The following is a 19,778-nucleotide window of genomic DNA, read 5'->3' as shown; positions in this document are numbered from 1 at the left end:
CAGATAGATGTTGTGACGTCTTGTAATGACCAATTCTTTCAGCGGCTATCATAGACAACATTTAACGAATCGCCTAGCCTCATTCTTGCTTTAGCGGATTCACTGTCGCGCATGAAGCGGGTGTTTTAAAAGTGACGCGCTTTTTTATTCGCTTTGCATCAGGGATTATGCTAATGAGAATAAACGCTTAAGCGTCATTGTTCGGTATTAGCGAATTGGTTTGCGGATACGGCGATACCCGTTCGTCAAAGCGTTGCACCGGCGCCATGCACGATGTCGACCAGTGTGAGTGGCACGAGAGGGGGAATGCCTTGTGGATGACCTCGCCGAATGGATTCGATAGCGAGCGCAAGGTAATAGAAAGAGCCGATGCCGCGAATGCCGTATCCGCTCATCAGCCGGCGCTGCCCGTGATCGCAGCAGCGCGGCCTTCAACGATAGATCGAGCGGGTTGTGCCGCTCGCCGTTCGCCCTACAGCTTGACGCCGCCTGCTTCCGGCGCTTGCGACGAGCCGGCTTCGATATCGCCGACGCTGAATTCGTCAGGTCGGCCCCAGTACGGTTCGCGTCCATAGTACTGGTGGATCGAGGTAGCCCAGGTCGCGTCGGCCATCGACGGCCAATGTTGTTTGTCGAAGCCCGGCGCGTTCTTCACGCTTTCCGTAGTCATGTCGAGCACGAAACATTGGCGCTCGGCATCGAGCGTGAGTGCGCTCCACGGGATGGCAAGCAGCTTGTCGCCCATGCCGAGAAAACCGCCGCTCGACAGCACCGCATAGGCGATGCGGCCCGACCGCACATCGAGCATGATGTCCTTGATCTTGCCGATGTCGTCGCCATCGACGCTGAGTACCTTGTCGCCGTCCAGCGTACCGGCTGCCATCACTTCCGGTCCGGGGCCGCGACGATGGCTGCCGCGCGCGCCGACGATGTCCGCGCCGCCTGTCTGGTTCTGCAAAGTCATGATGGTTTCTCCCTGTGATAGTCCGTACGGTTGTGTTCGCGCAACCTGCTTGCGCGACCTGCTTGCACAACTGTTAACAGACGCCGCACATGGCGTGCCACGTGGCACGCTGTGCGGTGCAGGGAGTGTCGAAGCGGCGCTTCAGGGACGCGCGGCGATTTCGTCGAGATGCTCGAGCAGATCGGCAGGATCTTCATAGACGCGCAGTGCGCCGGCGCGTTCGAGTTCTTCCTGGCCGTAGCCGCCCGACAGGAGACCGACCCCGAGCGCGCGGCAACGTCGCGCAGCCAGCATGTCCCAGATGCTGTCGCCGACCACGACGGCGTGCTCGATCTCCACCTTGAGCCGATGCGCCGCAGCAACGAAAAGATCGGGGTCGGGCTTGGCGTATTTGACGTTGTCGCGCGTGACGACCACGGTTTTCGCTGGATCGACGCCCAGCGCTTCCAGATTGACGGCGGCGGTTTCCATCCGGCCGCTGGTGGCGATCGCCCAGGGTGTGCCGCTTTCCGTCAATGCTGCCAGCAAGGCCTGCGCGCCAGGCAACGGGCGGACTTTCGCGTGCAGTCGCTGATACGCGCGCGCATGGGCGCGCCGCAGGCGCTCGACGCGCTCGGCGCTCATGTCGCCGCCCGTTTCGCGCAGCAACTGGTTCGTGAACAGGCCACCGCTCATGCCGATCTTGCGGTGAATGCGCCACACCGACAGTTCGATGCCTTCTTCGTCCAGTGCTTCCTTCCACGCGAGCACATGCTGATAGACGCTATCGACGAGCGTGCCGTCGAGGTCGAACAGAAATGATGTCGAAATACGCATGAAGGGTTCTCCTTTGAAGTTGGCGGTCGCGCAATGCAGCGTAGCGCAAGCGGTGCCATGCGCGGGGCGGAGCACTCATATTGCGCTATCTGACGCGAAAGAATTACGTCCTCGTTGTAATTATCAGGTGCGGCGGCCTGTCGGTCTATCGACGGACGACGCAACGCGCCTTCAAGGAGGAAACGATGCGGCGATGCGGATTCAGGCTGCGTCGGCGGCGGCGCCCTTGCGTGCGCTTGCCTGCTTGCGCAGCGCACTCGATCTGGTGAGCAGCGCAGCGAGCCGCGCATCCTCGACAGCGGTGGATGCGCCGGCTTTGCCTGGATTGCGCGCGCGGCGGCTAGCGAGCCGTGCGCGCCTGTCGACCTGCGCGAGCAGGGCGGCGAAGGCCGCCTCATCGACTTTCAGGTGACGTCTTGCCTGAAGCGGCAACAGCCCCTGAAGTTCGCCCGCTTCGAAAGCCGCGATCACTTCGGGATGGATATAGCAGCGGCGGCAGACGGCAGGCGTGTTGCGCAACAGGCTCGCCACTTCCTTTACCGTCGCGACGACATGCCGGCGCGCATCGGCTGCGCTTTCGCATGCCAGTTGCCGCAACGCAGCCAGCGCATACACGCTGCCCGCCCACGTCCGATAGTCTTTCGCGGAGAACTCCCCGCTGCTCGCGTCGCGCAGATAGGCGTTGATGTCGGCGGAACCGATCGTATGGCGCGTGCCGTCTTCATCGATGTACTTGAAAAGATCGTGGCCGGGCAGTTCCGCGCACATGCGCACGATACGCTTGACGCGCGGATTGTCGACCGTCACGTCATGCTCGATGCCGCTCTTGCCCACGAAGCGGAAACGCACTTCGCCCGCGCGGATTGTCACGTGCTTCTTGCGCAGTGTGGTCAGTCCATACGACTGATTATCGCGTGCATATTCGACACTGCCGATACGGATCAAGGTCGTATCGAGCAGATGCACGACGGCAGCGATGACCTTGTCGCGTGGCATGCCGTCGCGCGCCAGATCGCGGGCGACACGCGCGCGGATTTTCGGCAGCGCGCGTCCGAATGAAGCCATGCGCCCGAACTTGGCGGCGTCGCGGGTCTCGCGCCAGTGGGCGTGGTAGCGGTACTGCTTGCGGCCGCGCGCGTCGCGGCCCGTTGCCTGGATGTGGCCGCGCGGGTCCGGGCAGATCCATACGTCGGTGTAGGCGGGCGGGATGGCGAGAGCGTTGATGCGGGCAATGTCCGTTGCGTCGCCGATGCGCTTGCCGTCCAGATCGAAATAGACGAACACGTTTCGAAGCCTGCGGCGCGTGAAGCCGGGTCGAGTGTCGTCGGCATGCCGAAGGCCCACGGGCATCACTGCCGATAGTCCTTCGGCGATAACGTCGATGGTGCCGCGAGTCATCGTTTTCATCGGTCTCCAACCTTTTTTTATGGCACGCATGTTTTCATGCTTTCACACACGCCTTGCGCAATAGCAATGCCTGACGCAGCGCGTGAGCGGCAGCACGCATCCGCGTGTCGGAACCGATGCGCGTTGGGCATTCAATTTGCTCATTGTCGTTATATGAAAGGAGCGCGTCCGTGAACGCGCAGGGTCACGGGATGCTCTTAAGCGGGACGCGAAGGGAGGACACACATGGCTAACGCGTTGGCAGGATGCAAGGTCGCGGCACTCGCCGCCGATGGCTTCGAGCGGGCCGAATTCGTCGAGCCGCGCTGCGCGCTCATGCAGGCGGCTACGGCGGTGCACGTCATGTCTGCCAATGCGGGAGGCACGTGGGTCGACAATGAAACGGGCGGGACAGGCAAGCTCATATCGAGCGAATCGTCTCGCAGTGGCGGAGCCGGTCACGCGTTCGCGCAAGGCTTCGTCATGAACGGGATGATCAAGGTATTCATGCCGCGCGCGGCGTACGAGGACTCTCTCATGCACATCACTTTCCCCGATGATGCTCCCGCATTCGATGGGTCGAGCCTCACCGTCAGCTTCATGGCGCGCGTGGACGGCGAGCCCGTCGTTTGCGCGATCTCAGCAGAGGCGCTGGAGGATCACTTCGGCGCTGACTCACCGCTGGAAGATGCGTTGATCGACGCCTACGAACGAGGCCGCGCGCGCATTCGTGCAGTCTGCGCGGAAGCGCTGGATCAGAACCGCGGCGAAAGCGTGATCCTGCACAGCGGCCTGTTTCGTGTCGAGGGAATGGAGACGGAGAGCAGGCTCAAGACCTAGCGAGGCCACGCAAAAACATGGCTGCTGCAACTGACACGCAGCCATGCGCGACCGCTAGTCGACGGGGTTACGTTAAACCCAGAGCGTGCTCGTGCGCGGTGTGACAGCCCGGTTCATCTGGCCGTCGTTGCTATCGATTGGGTGTTGATCACGTGCTGTCTCGCATGCTGCGCGAAGCAAGCCACTGTGTGCTTCATCGCATGACGGCACGCGTGCCTCACGCTGGGCTGACTGCGTTTGCGTAGCGGGCACGCCGGCTTCGGCGGACGGCATCGTCTGCATGCGTATGTGTGCGACGACAGCTGACGTGACGATAGCCACGCACAGCAGGCATTCCGCGCTGCTGATTTTCATGGTGAATTCTCCCTTGTCATTCGCTGGCCCACGTTATGTACTGGCCGCATCGCATGGCGATGTGCGGCTTGAGAGGGTCCAGCGTGCTTATATCCAGCAAGAGGGGAGCAACATCCATGCCTCTTCGCGCATTGCAAGCGCATACTGGGTTTCGACGGCCGGAATGCAGCAGATATTCATTGCAATGGAAGCAATTACCCGTCGCAATGGCAAAGATGGCAAAGCGATGCGCGAGCAACATGTCTTCATTCCAACCGCGGTCTGGCACAACGCGTGCAAAATTGGCAACATCTCAAGCAACCTGACGAGGAGCCACGAATGACGACGAATGTCATTGCCGTTCTGAATGATCTGATCGAAATATCGAAAGACGGCGAGCGCGGCTTCATGAAGGCGGCTGAGCATGTGCATCATGCAGGCGTGAAAGAAGCGTTGCTCGAAATAGCAGACGAATGCACCCAGGGCGCACGGCAACTGCAGGACTTCATGCTGAAAATGGGCAGCAAGCCGGAGTGCGGCGGCAGCGTCGCGGGGGCATTGCATCGGGGGTGGATCGATGTGAAGTCGGCAGTGGGTGACCGCACGGATCACGCGATACTCGCCGATTGCGAGAAAGGCGAACATACCGCGAAAAAGCACTTTCACGATGCGCTCGAAAAAGATCTGCCTGCCGATGTGCGCACGGTGGTCGAGCGGTTATATCAGGGTGTGCTACACAATCACGACCGCATCCGGGCACTGTGCGACCAGTTTCCGGCTTGACGCTCTGAGCATTTGCAACATGAAAAAGGCCACCCACGACGGGCGGCCTTTTTCACATCAGTACAGATGACGCAAATGCGTCACCCGTCGTGCGGATTAATCGGCTGCGATCTTCAGATGGTTCTTCACACCCTTCACGCCGGACACGGTCTGCACGACGTCCTGCGCGGCCGTCTTGTCTTCAGCCGACGGCACCGAACCCGACAGCCACACGATGCCCTTGCGGGTCTTCACATGGATGTGCGTGGACTTGACGTTCTTTGCGCCGAGCAGTTCGGCCTTGACCTTGGTGGTCACGGTGCCGTCGTCGATATGCTGGCCGACGCTTTCCGATGTGGCGGGCGGCGCCGATGCCGTGGTTTGTGCCGTAGCGTTCAGTGCGAATGCAACACATGCGATGCTGCCTGCGGCCTTGAGGAACTGGATAGTTTTCATGGTTTCTCCTTCTCGATTGATGATCAGGGTTGCGGTCCTGTTGTCCGTCCGATCGATCGCGGCGCAATGCCGCCGATGACCCGACCAAAGACCACTGCCGCCGCGGTTCCGTCTGGTCCGTCGCCGACATGGCACGCGCCGCCATTCAATCCTGGTGAAAGAGGCGCGTCCCTGTGAGCTTTCCAGCAACCGTCGTGCCCGTCGCGGGTCGCGCGTGCATCGCGTTGCCTCTCTTCTGGCGCTTCTGGCGCGCGCGGATCGATGTCGCATGATTCGGTTCGAATTTCAGTGCGTTTGTAAAATCGGCGTGAACGGCGGGCATGCGGAATGCGTCCGCAGCATGCAAAGGCGAATCAAAACAGACAGTTGCGAAACCTGGTACGACTGTTGCATATCCGTTACGCAAAAGCTCGTTGAACATTCACAGGAAGAGTCTGTATGCCGCCTACAATCGAACTACGCGCAAAGCAAACTTTTGCGCTCACACCGCGTCTGCAGCAGTCCGTGCGTCTGCTTCAACTGTCTTCGCTGGAGTTTCAGCAGGAGCTGCGCAACGCGCTCGACACCAATCCCTTCCTCGAATACGACTCGTCCGCGGCGGAAGATCTTCCTGCGGGTGCGACGGCTGAGACGGCCGGCGCCGATAGCGAGGCGCTGCCTGCTGCGGAGCGCGATAGCGCGCTCGAAAGTTCGTCGCCGGAACCGGCGGCCGAGAGCGTGGCGTCGTCGGACGACGGTGGCGACTATGGCGGCGATGCCTACGGGCGCGGCGCATCGCGCTACAACGGCGACTCCGATGCGGCGGACCCGACGGAATGGGCGCGCTCGCAACCTACCTTGCACGAGCAGTTGCACGACGCCTTGCGTCTTTACCGGCTCGACGATCGCGAGCGCGAAGTGGCGCGCCTCGTGATCGAAGCACTCGATGACGACGGGTATCTGCGTCAGGAGCTCGCGGATCTCCCCGACATCGTCGACATCGAACCTGCGCTGACTGAAGAGGAGTTGGTGGTCGCGCTGCGTCTCGTGCAGACACTGGATCGACCGGGACTCGCGGCGCGCTCGCTGTCCGAATGTCTTGCGTTGCAGATCGACGCATTGCCCGCCGATACACCCGGACGCAATGTCGCGAAGCAGGTGGTCGAGCATCATCTCGATCGGCTTGCACGCCGCGAACATGCGGAATTGCAGAAGCAGATTGGCTGCGATGCGGAAGAACTGCGCATTGCCTGCGCGCTTGTGCGCAAGCTCGATCCGAAGCCGGGCAATTCGTATGGCCGCGCCGATGACAACTACATCGTGCCGGATGTGATCGTGCGTAACGTGCGCAACAAGTGGGTGGTGACGGTCAATCCCGCCGTGCTGCCGCGCGCGAGGATTCACCGGATGTATGCCGAGCTGTTTGCGCAATCGGCGGGCGCAAGCCGTTCGCCGCTCGCGCAGCAGTTGCAGGAAGCGCGCTGGCTGATCCGCAACGCGCAGCAACGCTTCGAGACCATTCAGCGCGTCGCCGAATGCATCGTTGCGCACCAGAAGCCGTTCTTCCAGTACGGCGAGATCGCGTTGAAGCCGCTGGTACTGCGCGATGTAGCGGAAGAACTCGGCCTGCACGAATCGACGATTTCGCGTGCGACGGGCAACAAGTACATGGCGACGCCGCGCGGCATCTTCGAGTTCAAGCACTTCTTCCCGCGCGAACTCGGCACGGAAAGCGGTGGCACGTGCTCGGCTGCCGCCGTGCGTGCGTTGCTCAAGGAAATGATCGCTGCGGAAAACACACGCGATCCGTTATCGGATGTCGCGCTCGCGAAGATGCTCGCGGATCAGGGTGTACTGGTCGCGCGCCGCACGGTGGCGAAGTACCGGCATCTGATGAAGGTGCCGCCGGCGGAGTTGCGCCGGCAGATCTGACACGCGCGATGCGGAATTGACGTGTCCGCGTGAGCTTCGCAAAACGGCCGCTTCCTTGCAGAAGCGGCCGTTTCGTATGGAACGGGGCGACGCGTCAGAGACTACATGCCGATGCTGGCGCCACCGCTCGAACTGCTGCCCGTGCTGGAGCCGGACGTCGTGCTCTGACCCGAAGTGCTGGCAGGATTCAGATCGATTCTCCCGTAGACACCATTGGCTTCGCCATTCGGTCCGGCTGTGAAGAACAGCGTGGTCGACGGCTGGCTGTTCAGGTCGTTGCCGAATGCGAGACCCCACAAGCCGGGTTCGACGATCGTGCTGCCATTCGACGATTTCAGCGGGCCCAATGATTTGCCGCTCGATGCGTCGAATGTGTTGATCGTCCCGTCGCCAAAGTTGCCGATCAGGATCTCGCCGCCGATGGTGCCGAGACTGCCAGGCGCCTGCGCGATGCCCCACGGCGCGTTCAGCGGCCCGCCTGGCGCGAAGCGCTGCTTGAGATTGCCCGCCGTATCGAACACATCGACCATGCCGAGTCCGGCGCCCGCGACATCGTCGTGTCTGGCGGCATCCTGCATCGCATAGGTGACGAACAGATTCGAGCCGACCAGCTGGATGCCGAAGGGCGCGAAACCCGCTGGAATAGCGGAATCCCTGAAGCCACCGGGCATCGTGACCTTCGCGAAGTTCGTGTCGAACACGTCGATCTTGTTGTTATGGAAATCGGTGGCATAGAGGAAGTTGTTGCCATTGTTGGCCGCGAGCGCCAGACCTTTGTACACGGCGCCGCCTGCGCCATCGTCGTACAGGGTGAAGGCATTGGTCGGGCCGACTGCGGGCGCCCACGCCGTGATCGTGCCGCCTTCGCCCGCGAAGATGAACGCCGCAACGCCCGATTTGCCGTTCTCCGTGACGTTGAAGCTCTGCGTGGCATTGAACACGATGCCCGTTGGCGATGCCGCGCCGCTGGTGCCTGCCGGAATCGTGACGACCAGCGATTGCGGCACGCCGTTGCCGTCATAGAGCGTAGCGAGATTGGTGCCGTTGTCGGCAACCCAGACGAAGCCCTTTGGATTGAATGCGATGCCCCATGGGTTCTTCAGGTTCGGATCGGTGTGCGGCGCGGCGACGGCACCGTCGGAGACGATCGCCATTGCCGTGAAGGTCGATTGGGGTGGCGGGCCCATGTTATTCGACCCGGAACTGCCGCCGCATGAAACGAGCGTCGCCAGGGCCGCGCCACAGGCTGCGACGCCGAATATCTGCAGAAGAGACTTCATGACCGCACTCCTTGCCTTGTCGAAAGGTCGTGACGGTCATTGAACGGGGTGCGGGTGGGGTTTATTCCGTGATCACGGTGTGTTTTCGAACGAGGACGTGGTAACGGATCAGTTCGAAAAATATTCCATTGCTCGTTGAATATGATGAAAGTCAATGAAGCGATTGGGATCTGATGGTTGGATTTGATGAATCAATCATCCTAATCAATTTTTTACATAAATTCGTACTCGACTTGATTCAACCAGGATAGTGTTCTGGTCGAGCCGGGATTTTGAGTCGACTGGGAGCGACCATTGATGCGAGCATGGTGAACTCATCAAATTGTCAATGAGGATAGCGAAGTGAAATCGATTGCGTGTGTCGGTGACTCGAATACTCACGGGGGATTTGTGCTGACGGGGTCCGGCACGATGCATGTCGTAGGGCGAGAGGTGGCGCGACAGTTCGATCTAATTTCATGTCCATTGCATGGGGTCATCGAGATTAGCGAAGGCTCCGACATGGTGCTGGATAACGGTCGGCGCGTGGCGCTCGACGGACATCGCTGCGCTTGTGGCTGCTCGTTGATCGCATCAGGCACGTTTGCCTCGATCGGATAAGCGCCCGCGTGTTCACGAAGATCGATTCTCAGGAGCCGGTCAGGTGCAGTCTCGTCGGCTTTCTGCGGGAACAGTAACGAAATCATGAAACGCAACTTGAACGACGCGATCGATGCAACATCGAATCGCACCATGGTGACCGGGCGTCAGGCGTACTTTCTCGATGTGCCAGGCAGCGTTAGCGCATCTCAACTATCGGTCGTGTCGTTCGAGGCAACCGAAAAGCTAGGTTCACCCTGGCGTATCACGATCAGGTTGACTCATCCTGACAGTCTTCTGCGAGCAGACTATCTCGGCAAGGATGCGTCGTTCTCGATCGTTCCAGAGGATGGCGAACGCCGTACGTTTTCAGGGTGGCTCACGCGTTTCACGAAACTGGGCACGACTCGCGATTTCAACAGCTACGAGATGGTCGTCGAGGCCCATTTCGCGAAGCTTGCGCGCGTGCGCACCAGCAGGATCTTTCAACACCAAAGCGCTCCAGAGATCATTCAGGCGGTCTTGCGCGAGCATGGCTTCAAGGGGCATCAATTCACTTTCACGCTTCGTCGGCAATATCCCCAGCACGCGTTTCGCTTCGCATATCAGATCGATGATCTGTCGTACGTGCAGATGTTGATGCAAAAAGAAGGGATGGTTTGCCACATCGGCGACGGTGAGCACGGAGACGTGCTGAACTTTTGCGACGATATTGACCATTACGTGTACCAGCCGTCGCTGCAAGTTCCCTACCGCGAGACAGCGGGCCTCGAATCCGGTATCGAGTCTGTGTTTTCGATGAAAACGATTGCGCGCTCAGTCGCTGAGTCGGTCATGGTGGCCGACTACAACCCCGATCAGGCGTTCGAGCGTCTGACAGCCGAAGCGGATGTGTCAGGCGGCGACAAGACTACATATGGTCCGCAGTATGTGTGGGGCACGAATCATCTGGATAGCAAGAGTGCGCAATGGGAGGCCCAACTGCGTCACGAAGTCGAGGTCGCGTGGCAGATTGTTTTCGAGGGAGAGAGCAATGTGCTCGCGCTGCGGCCGGGGCGCGTGCTGCAGACGGACGAGATTTTGACCGATGCGCCCAAGGGCCAGGTCGTAGTCGAGGTTTCCCATCGTGGGTCCCGCGATCAGGCTTACACGAATACCTACAAGGCAATTCCCGCCGATCGTCGTGTCCGCCTGACACTCGATGAAAAAAAATGGCCGACCATCTCGGGTACGCTGAGTGCGCGCGTGACGTCCCCGGGCGAGTACAAGTACGCGTATCTCACGCAGCAAGGGTATTACGTGGTCCGGTTCGACCTGGACTTTGCACAATGGAGCCGCGGCGGCGAGAGCGTGCCGTTGCGGCTCGCAAAACCTTTTGCCGGAGCGTTGCAGACAGGATTTCACTTTCCGCTTATCGAAGGCACGGAGGTGGCGGTAGCGTTTCACGACGGCAATCCCGATCGACCGTATATCGCGCATGCGTTGCACAACAGTCAGTCGCCCGATCACGTGACAAGCGATGGCAGATGGCTCTCACGCAATGTCATCCGAACGCAAAGCAACAACAAATTGCGCATGGAAGACTGGCAGGGACAGGAGGGCATCAAGCTCGCCACCGAGTACGGCAAGACACAACTGAACATGGGGTTCCTCGTCGATCGCAACAAACAGCAACGCGGCGCCGGCTACGAGTTGCGCCCGGATAGTTGGGGCGTGTTGCGAGCCGGCAAAGGTCTATTCATCAGTGCGGATGCCCAGGGAAAGGCCGAAGGGCAGGCACTCGACATGGAACAGGCGCAGCAGCGGCTATCTACCGCTCGCGCACGGATGCGAAGCCTTGCAGATGCAGTCGTGCAAGCCAAGGCGGTCGTGGCCGCATGCGAAGAACAGCAGAATCTGCTCGAGTCGCAGATCAAAAACCTGCAGCAAGCGGTTGTGCTCGCGTCTGCTCCGCATGGTATGGCGTTCACGAGTGGCGAACATGTGCAGATTGCAGCAGGAATGCATCTTTTCACCACAGCGGGCGGAAATGCAGACTCGGCTGTGGGCGGCAACTTCACCGTCGCGGCAGGTGATGCCGTCTCGCTCTATGCGAACGGTCAGGGCATGAAGCTCTTTTCGGGAAAGGGCAAAGTCGAGATGCAGGCGCAATCGGATGCGCTCGAAATCACTGCGTTGAAAGGTGTTTCCCTGTCCAGTACGCAGGACGCAATCACGCTGAACGCAAGCAAGTCCCTGACGTTGATGTGTGGTGGTGCCTATATCAAGCTCGAGGGTTCGCAAGTGGAAATTGGCAGCGCAGGGGATATCTCCTTGAAGGGGCCGCTGCGCGTTTCAGGCTCTGCCACACAACAGGCCGCGCTGCCTGTGCTACCGACACAGCAGGATGCGGGCATGCAACTGTGGCATACGTATCCGAACGGCGAACCAGTGAAAAACGCGAGGTACAAGGTTGTGTTTCCGGACGGAAGCTCTCGCAGCGGGCGACTCGATTCGAGCGGCAAGGCAACCTTGGCCGATGTGCCCCGCGGCGGTGGCAAGGTTCAGTACTTCGAGGAGGAAGGGACGTTCGAGTCGCCGGGCCGAAAGTTCGCGGATCCGGCGGGACAGCCGCAGACGGCAGCTCACGAGGCCGCACCGGCGTTGCCCAGCCTCACTGCACAGACGCTATCCGCGGTCCCTGCGGCAATCGAATCTGTCGCTTCGGAAGCTGCCCGGCGTGCGGGCTCCGGTGCGCTCGCGGCGGCTGTAACGAAGGGTGCAGGCGTTGCCGCGTTGAAGTCCACAAGTGGGACGATTGGAAAACTGGCGGGCGAGCTACGCGATTCCGGTGGAATGGCTGATCCGTCGCCGTCCTCACTCGTCAAAGTGTAGCCATCTAATCCGTCAAGAAAAATACAGTCATTTACCTCATATGGCATCACAGGTCTCAACTGGATCAATCAATTCGGGATCCTCAGTTCCGTTTGAAATCCGAACCAACGCGGAACAGCGCCGCCTGCTGCTAAGCCCTGTTCCTGCAAAAGCGGAAAGCGCGCAGCCCGAACTTCGGCAGGTTGCAGTTACGTCGGTACGTGATCACGCGCAAGAGATTTTTATCCAGTGCATGTACATGGTGCCGCTGGTGGGCAACGCGCTGTCGCTGGCAGATGTAGGCATTGACCTGTACAGGCTATTCCGCAACGAGCCTGATCCGAACACCGGCGAGAAATATGCGAGCAGCGTGTTGCACTGGGGTGTGCTTGCGATCGACGCGATCGGCGTGATACCGGGCGCCGGTAACGCGAGCCGCCCGGCGCGCGCTGTCGTCAAGGATGTGTTGCTGGCGTTTGCTTCTGGTGGGTTGGGCGTGGCGGTTGACCTGCTGTGGGCAACGGCAGGTGGCGACGCAAAGGAGTTCATGGCTACGCTGGACGAGCATCTGAAGCAATGGAGCAACGACATCGTCGATGGCCTGCGCCGTATCAGCCATGCGCTCGCGGGGTTCATCGCCAATCCCGTTTCGGCAGAAAGCCAGATGAGCGTGGTGAAGAAACAGGATGGGTTTTTCTCGTGGTTGCCGTCGGAGGAGCACATCGCGTTGGTGGCGCTCGATCAGTTGCTCAGGCATACGGGCCTGCAGTCGAAGCTGCTCGCGTGGCTGCAGGAATTCGATCGCACTGCACCTACGGCGATAGCGCGAGCCATCGGAGAAGGCGGCGCCATTGCCATGATGGCTGCGCAGATCGCCACTGAAATCCGTGCACGGCAGAAGCATCTTGCCGCGCCGTCGCGACCTCATGAGGCGGGTGCACATCCACCGGCCACGCATGGTGCAAGTCACGAATCGGTGCCATCACATGAAGCGCAGGTTTCAACTGGTCCGCGCACGCAACCGGATACGAAACCCGGCGAGCACGCGCAGCGTACGCAACAGGGCGCTGCACCGAGCGGGACACCGGCGAAGAACGGCTGTGGTTGCCCGCCCGTTAAAGGCGGCGGTGCGATCAACTACGTAATGGGCGACGAGAACCTCGAGCAGACCGACTTCGCGCTCGACGGCATCGTGCCCATTGTGTGGACGCGGCTGTATCGTTCGAGCCTCGCAGCTTATGACGGCAGCACGCTCGGCGCCCGCTGGAGCAGCCCGTACCACGTGTCGTTGACGGAAGCGGAAGGCGTGCTGACCTTTGTCGACGTCGATAGTCGTGCAGTCCCCCTACCAGGCGTGGCGGTGGGCGATGCGTGCGAGGTGCCGCGTGAGCAGCTGACACTGAGCCGTCCCGACGCCCGGCGCGTGCAGTTGCGGCATCTGGATGGTGCGTGCGAAGAGTTCGTGCTCCATACCACGCGCAGCGGCCCGCGTTATCTGCTTACGTCTCGCCTCGGGCGCGATGGATTGGGCCTGACGCTTGCCTACAGCATGGCGGGCGAACTGACGGGTATCACCGACGGACACGGCCTGTCCCTTGCATTCGATTACACGGATGCTCGCCTGACCGCGGTCCGGCGACTGGATGTCGCGGGCGACACGCTGGAGGTGCTCGCACGCTATGAATACGGCCGCGAAGGAGATCTGGTTGCGCATACGGACGTGCTCGGCAATCGTCGGCATTATGCCTACGAGCAACATCTGCTGACCCGCTACACAGATTTCAATGGTTTCGCGACCTGCCTCGAGTGGACGTGGCCGGGCCGACGCGATGGCGCACCTGCACCCGCCGATGCAAAGTGCGTGCACGAATGGCGCTGTCATGACCGCGATCCGGATGTGCGTTATGCAGAACTGTTTTTCGAGTACCACCGCGAGCACTGGTACACGAAGGTGACAGACGGAGACGGCCACGCGACGATCCATCGCTACGACTATTACAACCAGATCGTGCGGGTGGAACATCCCGATGGCACGCGTGAGACGTACCATCGCGACGCGTGTGGGCGGCTTGTGCTGATGCAGGACGGCGCGGGCCACAGCCAGCGTTTTACCTACGATGGCGCGGGCCGTCTGACCGCGGCAAGCGATGCGCTGGGTAACACGACGCACACGCAGTATGACGCGGTGGGTCTACCGGTGCTGATCACGAACGCCGCAGGCGACGTCACGCAGATCTCGTATGCCGGCTTGGGCCGTCCCGGCGCAGTGACGGACGGTGCGGGCATGACGCGTTACGTATGGAGCGATGCGGGCCGCCTGATTGCGCTGACGGACCCGAAAGGCGGCACGCGCGAATTCGCCTATGACGGTAGAGGGCGGCTGATCTCGGCACGCGACTGTTCGGGCTACGAGACGCACTATCAGTACGATGAACGCGGCTATCCGCTCTTGCGACGGGATGCGCTGGGCCAGGTCACAGGTTGGCGCCACGACGCGCGCGGCCAGTTGCTTCAGGTAACGCACCCGGATGGCACAAGCGAGCACCGCACGTACGACGCCGAAGGCAACCTGACGACATACACGGACGGCGCAGGACGTATCACGCACTATCGTTACCTGGGCCAGCGGCAGCCCTATGCACGCACCGATGCAGCCGGGCGCACGCTGGCTTATGACTATGACCGTCAATGGCGCCTGACGCAGTTGCGCAACGAAAACGACGAAACGATGCGCTTCGCCTACGACGCGATGGGCAGGCTGGTGAGCGAGACGGGTTTCGACGATAGCGTCACCGAGTATGCGTACGACGCCGCAGGTCAGCTCGCGCAGTCGCGTCAGGGCGATACGTGGACGCAGTACACGCGCGACGCGCTGGGCCGGCTCACGCAACGCGACATGCGCGGGCCGGACAGCAAGGTAAGCGAACGATTTTATTACGACCTGCGCGGGCGGCTGAGTACGGCGCAGACGGAAGACAGCACGGTGCGCCTGCATTACGACGACGCAGGCAACCTGGTGGCCGAGGAGCAGCACGTCGATATCGGTTTCGGCGAGACGTATGCGTCGGTGACGCGGCATGAGTACGATTCACTGGGTAACCGGATGCGCACGGTGTTGCCCAATACACGCACGATCGGGTGGCTGCGTTACGGGTCGGGCCACGTGCACGGGGTGCTGCTGGACGGGCAGCCTTTGCTGGACTTCGAACGCGACCGGCTGCATCGGGAGACGGGGCGCACGCATGCGGCGTTCAGCCAGCAGCGCGAATACGATCCGGCCGGACGCCTGCGGCGGCTGTCGGTGATGGCGACGCAGGCGCAGGGTGCGGGGCGGCAGCTTGCTTCACGTCGGCTGGCATACGACGCAGCAGGGCAACTCACGCGTATCGAGGACCACACGCGAGGCGCGACGGGTTACAGCTATGACCCGGTTGGACGGCTGCTCATGGCGACAGGCGCGGACCTGACGGAGACCTTCGTATTCGATCCGGCGGGCAATCCTGTCGATGCGTCGAAGATTCCTGCATATCCGCAGGATCTGGAGTCGGAGCAGGAGAAGTCGGCACGCTTTGCGCGCGAAGCCGCGGAGGATGCTGAATGGACGCGCGCGCATGGCGGGCAGAAGCCGCTGTCGCGATACGACGCGCGTGGGGTGCAGGACCTTGCGAAGATCGACGCGTGGCGCCGGTCGTTGCCGAAGTGGCTGGGCAACGTGATGCGCGAGTATCTCGGGGTGACGTATGCGTACGATGCGCTAGGCAACCTGATCCGCCGTACGGAGCCGGGTGGGCGCACGTGGGTGTATGAGTGGGATGCGGCCGGGCGTTTGCGACAGGCGATGCGGTATGCGAGGGCGCCTGGTGAGGATCTGGCCGCACGAGATCGGGTGCAGCCGGAGCTGACGGTGCGGCTGCGCTACGACGCATTCGGTCGGCGCACGTCGAAGGCGGTGCAGCACGCTCAAGGTGGCACCGACCTGACTGTGTTTACGTGGGATGGCGACGTGCTGCTACTCGAGGAGCGCTTCCATGCAGCGCCACCGAGGCGCGGCCAGGACTGGCGCACTTCATACCGCGGGCTGCAACTGGTGCGTGATGATCCCGCCGATGCGCATGCGCTGCCCGTGGCGCAGCGCCAGCACACGCTGGATGCGCAGCGTCACGTGTGGCAGGCAGCCTCGGTGTATCTGCATGAGCCGGGTTCGTTTGTGCCGCTGGCTCGGCTGGACGAGACGCTGGAGCAGGCGGCGTATGTGGCCACGGGGACGAACGGGCGCTTTGTGGAATACCCGGCGCGTACACGACATGCGACGTACTTTTACCAGAACGATCATCTGGGCACGCCGCAGGAGCTGGTGGATACGTCGGGTAAGGTGGTTTGGCTGGGCCGGTATCGGGCGGGGGGGGCGCTGCGTGGTGCGAAGCTGGCGAGTGGGGAAGCGGCTGGGGCAGGGAACCGGATCCGGGCGCAGGGGCAGTATGATGATGAAGAGTTGGGGCTGTTTTACAACCGGTATCGGTACTATGATCCCAACGCTGGGCGGTTCATATCGAAGGATCCGATTGGGCTCAAAGGCGGGATCAATGTATATCAATATGCGCCTAGTCCGGTGCAGTGGATCGATCCGCTGGGATTGGCTGGCAGTTTTGTGCGTGGATTGCCTGCGCCCGTGCGATCGAGTGCGTCGATTCCTACGCCCAATACGAATCCGATCGATCCGATTACGCAAGCTCCAATTGGCCGAGTAATTATTGATAGGAATGGGAACGCGGTAATCGAGCCAGTCGGCGGTAGTACCGTGTCGAGAAGCAATGGAGTTGATACTCACACGTTATACTCGAATGGATCAAATTGTTACCGCTTGAATCCCAAAGGGCATGCGAACAATCCATGCCCGCACGGTCATGCTCATGCCCTTGGAACTGGACCCAACATGAAGGGGCAAGGAGCATCTTTGGACATCGATGGCAATGTTGTGCCGTCAAACAGCGCTGCTGCTCATATTCCTTTGAAATGAAAAACAATCCATCAGATTTCTTGAAAACCGTGTACTTTGGTGATCGTGCATGTAAGGCGGTCTGCATAAATACATGGGATTCGAAAATAAAAATTCAAATTGATCTTATATCCAGAATTCGATCGGAATCTGGAAATTGGGACTTTTATAAAGATGAAGATATTGAGAATGGATTTCTCGTCTTCGCCAAGGTGAAGTACTTTTCGATGAAGCCCGAAGGGTTGTTGCCGAACGATCTTATAAATTCGGTATCGGTAGAAGTAGATGATCAAGAGGGATTTTGGATATTTAAATTAGGCATAGATTCAGCCGATGAAAATGGCTGCTCTGAGGAGGTTCAAGTAAGGATCGTGGCTGAATCTGTATCCATTGAGACAAATGATGGGTTGGCTATTACGTAGTTGACGATATTGTTGGAATCGTAACGACAATGCGGCAGCGAAACGCGGCGCTTCGCTTGTCAATTTGCCGGCAATTGCGAGCCGCCGGATTTCAACGCAAATCTTGAGCCGTTGCCCGGTTTCGGCCGCTGCTTTACGACACGGCGGGGCAACTCACGCGTATCGATGATCACACGCGAGGCGCGACGGGTTACAGCTATGACCCGGTGGGACGGTCGCTCACGGCGGCGGGCGCGGACCTGACGGAGACCTTTGCATTCGATCCGGCGGGCACTCCCGGCGATGCGTCGAAGATTCCTGCATATCCGCAGGATCTGGAGACGGAGCAGGAGAAGTCGGCACGCTTCGCGCGCGAAGCCGCGGAGGATGCTGAATGGAAGGCGATTCCTCCGGGTATGAAACCAGCAACACCTATTGGACAGTAAAGGCGGAGATGTCTGAAGGAGAATTGAAACAATTGCTAAGCGACTATCACAATTTTGATGATGGTCTTTTTGTGTCGTTTCGTTTCTTCTATCCAGTAGGAAAGTCTGTAGCAGCTCAAGCTATCTTTTATGCGAAAAATCATTCGGTTCGGGGGGATAGATGGGATACCGTTAAGATCATCGTGAAAGATGTTGCGGAATTCAATGCCCAGTGGAAAGGGAATCAGCCAAACTCGATTCGGGCGGGCGTGCATCTGGTGAAATTCGATGACTTATGGTGCTTGGATGTTGACGGTGTGTATGGAGAGGTCGGGGATCCGAAGTCAATTGAAGATGTTCGGAGATTTGGTGACTGCTATGTAACTGGTCGTGACGTTTACGTTTATGTTGCGGAAAATCGTCAGCTTGATTTATACGGGAACTTGGTAACGCTCTAAGTGAGTAAGTGAAGGGCCGCTGGCGCGACCCTTCGTTTGGCCAATCGGTGGCAATGGTGAGTCGCTCGTGTTCAACGACGCTCTTCACGCGCAGGCCTGTTTCGAACCCGGTGATTTCGATCCACTGTACGGCGGGCTCCATACACTGATAAAGCGGCGGCTCGGTTCGCATGTTGAACTGACGGTTCCAGTTGCGCGGGAAGCGTCGCGTCTGCGGAATGGTCACGAAGCGTTCCATGACGTAAGAAGGTACGCTACAACCGGCACAGATAATACGATCCCAATGCTGGGCGGATCATCAGTAAGGATCCGATTGGTTTTGTTGGTGGCATTAACGTTTTCGAATGGACGCCTAACCCGACCGGCTGGATTGACCCGCCGCAAGTTGAAAATACGAACCAGCAAGTGCACGCGCATTGTCAATGTAAGTCCAGAAAACAAGAGGTTGTTGTGAATAAGGACGGCTCTCAAAGTCATGGATCACGAGGCGACACTGCAGGACTTACGCGGACAGAGAAGGACTATTTACGCGACAAGGGGTTCAATCTATGACTGAATTGGGTGATTTGAATATTTGGGGAACGCGTGAGGGCAGCGATAAATCTGTGAAGCTGGACGAGATGTCGCTCCTTGCGACACCGGGAGTGATCCGTGCTCTCGGAGTGTTCCTAATCAACGCTGCTTACGAAATGGAGGTCAACGAGGTGGAGCACATGCACCTTCAAGACTCAATAGCGAACTTCTCATACGAACGCCACGTTGATGTGATCGCGATCAATCAAGACAAGGTGAAGTTGGGTGATAAGTGATTGAGTGAAGGGCCGCTGACGCGGCCCTGCGTGTTTTTACTCGGCGGTAATGGTCAGCCGCCCCTGTCCGCCATTGATCCTGACGCGCTGGCCTGCTCCGAACACGGCGTTCTCGATCCACCGTCCGACGAGGCGGGGCCACGAATAGAGCGGCGGCTCGGTGCGATAGCCCTGAGATCGCCACGAGCGATATCGCCAGGATTGCTGGACTTCGAACGCGACCGGCTGCATCGGGAGACGGGGCGCATGCATGCGGGGTTAAGCCGGCAGCGTGAATACGATCCGGCTGGACGCCTGCAGCGGCTGGCGGTGATGGCGACGCAGGCGCAGGGACTCGGAGTACAGCTTGCTGCAAGACCGTCTGGACTACGACACGTTGGTACAACTCACGCCCCGAAAGATCGAACCGTGGCCCGCCGTAGCTAAAGGACCCAAATACAAAGTACGCCCGCGATACACCCAGCACCGAGTCACATCCTGTCTCGTCAACTCATCTCCGAGCCCCCGAG

The 19,778-nt window shown here is 59.9% G+C and carries 17 protein-coding genes; 11 read left to right on the top strand and 6 right to left on the bottom strand.

Annotation, left to right across the window (positions count from 1 at the left end):
* Positions 1-472: 472 nt before the first annotated feature.
* The 3 genes from DK391_RS31775 to DK391_RS31765 all read right to left on the bottom strand — a co-directional run bounded on the left by DK391_RS31775 (position 473) and on the right by DK391_RS31765 (position 3,187).
* Positions 473-964, bottom strand: a complete 492-nt coding sequence (locus DK391_RS31775; RefSeq protein ID WP_109481972.1) for a PRC-barrel domain-containing protein — start codon at positions 962-964, stop codon at positions 473-475.
* 141 nt (positions 965-1,105) lie between these two features.
* Positions 1,106-1,780: an HAD family hydrolase gene (locus DK391_RS31770; protein WP_109481971.1), complete on the bottom strand. Its 675-nt coding sequence runs from the start codon at positions 1,778-1,780 to the stop codon at positions 1,106-1,108.
* A gap of 201 nt (positions 1,781-1,981) precedes the next feature.
* Positions 1,982-3,187: a DNA topoisomerase IB gene (locus DK391_RS31765; RefSeq protein ID WP_109481970.1), complete on the bottom strand. Its 1,206-nt coding sequence runs from the start codon at positions 3,185-3,187 to the stop codon at positions 1,982-1,984.
* 474 nt (positions 3,188-3,661) lie between these two features.
* Here DK391_RS31765 and DK391_RS31760 point away from each other — a divergent pair, with 474 nt between their 5' ends.
* The 3 genes from DK391_RS31760 to DK391_RS31745 all read left to right on the top strand — a co-directional run bounded on the left by DK391_RS31760 (position 3,662) and on the right by DK391_RS31745 (position 5,122).
* Positions 3,662-4,006: a DUF1488 domain-containing protein gene (locus DK391_RS31760; protein WP_109481983.1), complete on the top strand. Its 345-nt coding sequence runs from the start codon at positions 3,662-3,664 to the stop codon at positions 4,004-4,006.
* 307 nt (positions 4,007-4,313) lie between these two features.
* Positions 4,314-4,682, top strand: coding sequence for a hypothetical protein (locus tag DK391_RS31750; RefSeq protein ID WP_162600960.1), 369 nt, complete (start codon positions 4,314-4,316; stop codon positions 4,680-4,682).
* Positions 4,679-5,122, top strand: coding sequence for a PA2169 family four-helix-bundle protein (locus tag DK391_RS31745; protein ID WP_109481967.1), 444 nt, complete (start codon positions 4,679-4,681; stop codon positions 5,120-5,122). Before DK391_RS31750 ends, DK391_RS31745 begins: the two co-directional genes overlap by 4 nt.
* Positions 5,123-5,218: 96 nt before the next feature.
* On the opposite strand, the gene DK391_RS31740 is transcribed toward DK391_RS31745, so the two are convergent.
* Positions 5,219-5,557, bottom strand: coding sequence for a BON domain-containing protein (locus tag DK391_RS31740; RefSeq protein WP_109481966.1), 339 nt, complete (start codon positions 5,555-5,557; stop codon positions 5,219-5,221).
* Between the two features lie 438 nt (positions 5,558-5,995).
* Here DK391_RS31740 and DK391_RS31730 point away from each other — a divergent pair, with 438 nt between their 5' ends.
* A complete protein-coding gene (locus DK391_RS31730; RefSeq protein WP_109481964.1) occupies positions 5,996-7,468 on the top strand; it encodes an RNA polymerase factor sigma-54 in 1,473 nt (490 codons plus the stop codon).
* Positions 7,469-7,569: 101 nt separating this feature from the next.
* Here DK391_RS31730 and DK391_RS31725 read toward each other — a convergent pair whose 3' ends face one another.
* Complete coding sequence (locus DK391_RS31725) at positions 7,570-8,748, bottom strand: TIGR03118 family protein (protein ID WP_109481963.1); 1,179 nt, start codon at positions 8,746-8,748, stop codon at positions 7,570-7,572.
* Between the two features lie 342 nt (positions 8,749-9,090).
* Here DK391_RS31725 and DK391_RS31720 point away from each other — a divergent pair, with 342 nt between their 5' ends.
* The 7 genes from DK391_RS31720 to DK391_RS31690 all read left to right on the top strand — a co-directional run bounded on the left by DK391_RS31720 (position 9,091) and on the right by DK391_RS31690 (position 19,269).
* Entirely contained in the window at positions 9,091-9,348 is a 258-nt protein-coding gene (locus DK391_RS31720; protein ID WP_109481962.1) for a PAAR domain-containing protein, read from the top strand.
* 84 nt (positions 9,349-9,432) lie between these two features.
* Positions 9,433-12,201: a type VI secretion system Vgr family protein gene (vgrG, locus tag DK391_RS31715; RefSeq protein ID WP_109481961.1), complete on the top strand. Its 2,769-nt coding sequence runs from the start codon at positions 9,433-9,435 to the stop codon at positions 12,199-12,201.
* Between the two features lie 232 nt (positions 12,202-12,433).
* On the top strand, positions 12,434-17,197 hold the full coding sequence (locus DK391_RS31710) for an RHS repeat-associated core domain-containing protein (protein WP_204117481.1): 4,764 nt from the start codon (positions 12,434-12,436) through the stop codon (positions 17,195-17,197).
* Complete coding sequence (locus tag DK391_RS31705) at positions 17,194-17,598, top strand: DUF6258 family protein (protein WP_109481959.1); 405 nt, start codon at positions 17,194-17,196, stop codon at positions 17,596-17,598. Before DK391_RS31710 ends, DK391_RS31705 begins: the two co-directional genes overlap by 4 nt.
* Before the next feature lie 206 nt (positions 17,599-17,804).
* Positions 17,805-18,023 (top strand): hypothetical protein, encoded by a 219-nt coding sequence (locus DK391_RS31700; RefSeq protein WP_162600957.1) that lies wholly within the window; start codon positions 17,805-17,807, stop codon positions 18,021-18,023.
* Positions 17,972-18,460 (top strand): hypothetical protein, encoded by a 489-nt coding sequence (locus tag DK391_RS44520; RefSeq protein ID WP_162600956.1) that lies wholly within the window; start codon positions 17,972-17,974, stop codon positions 18,458-18,460. Before DK391_RS31700 ends, DK391_RS44520 begins: the two co-directional genes overlap by 52 nt.
* A gap of 548 nt (positions 18,461-19,008) precedes the next feature.
* Positions 19,009-19,269: a hypothetical protein gene (locus DK391_RS31690; protein ID WP_109481957.1), complete on the top strand. Its 261-nt coding sequence runs from the start codon at positions 19,009-19,011 to the stop codon at positions 19,267-19,269.
* A 36-nt stretch (positions 19,270-19,305) separates the two neighbouring features.
* Here the strand turns inward: DK391_RS31690 and DK391_RS31685 are convergent, their stop codons facing one another.
* The gene (locus DK391_RS31685) at positions 19,306-19,521 is read right to left on the bottom strand and encodes a hypothetical protein (RefSeq protein WP_109481956.1); all 216 of its coding nucleotides are present in this window, start codon (positions 19,519-19,521) and stop codon (positions 19,306-19,308) included.
* Positions 19,522-19,778 lie beyond the last annotated feature (257 nt).

This window comes from Paraburkholderia sp. C35, from assembly GCF_003121405.1.
Lineage (GTDB): Bacteria > Pseudomonadota > Gammaproteobacteria > Burkholderiales > Burkholderiaceae > Paraburkholderia.
Note: the sequence above shows the minus strand (reverse complement) of the source record. Positions and strands in the feature narration are given on the sequence as shown.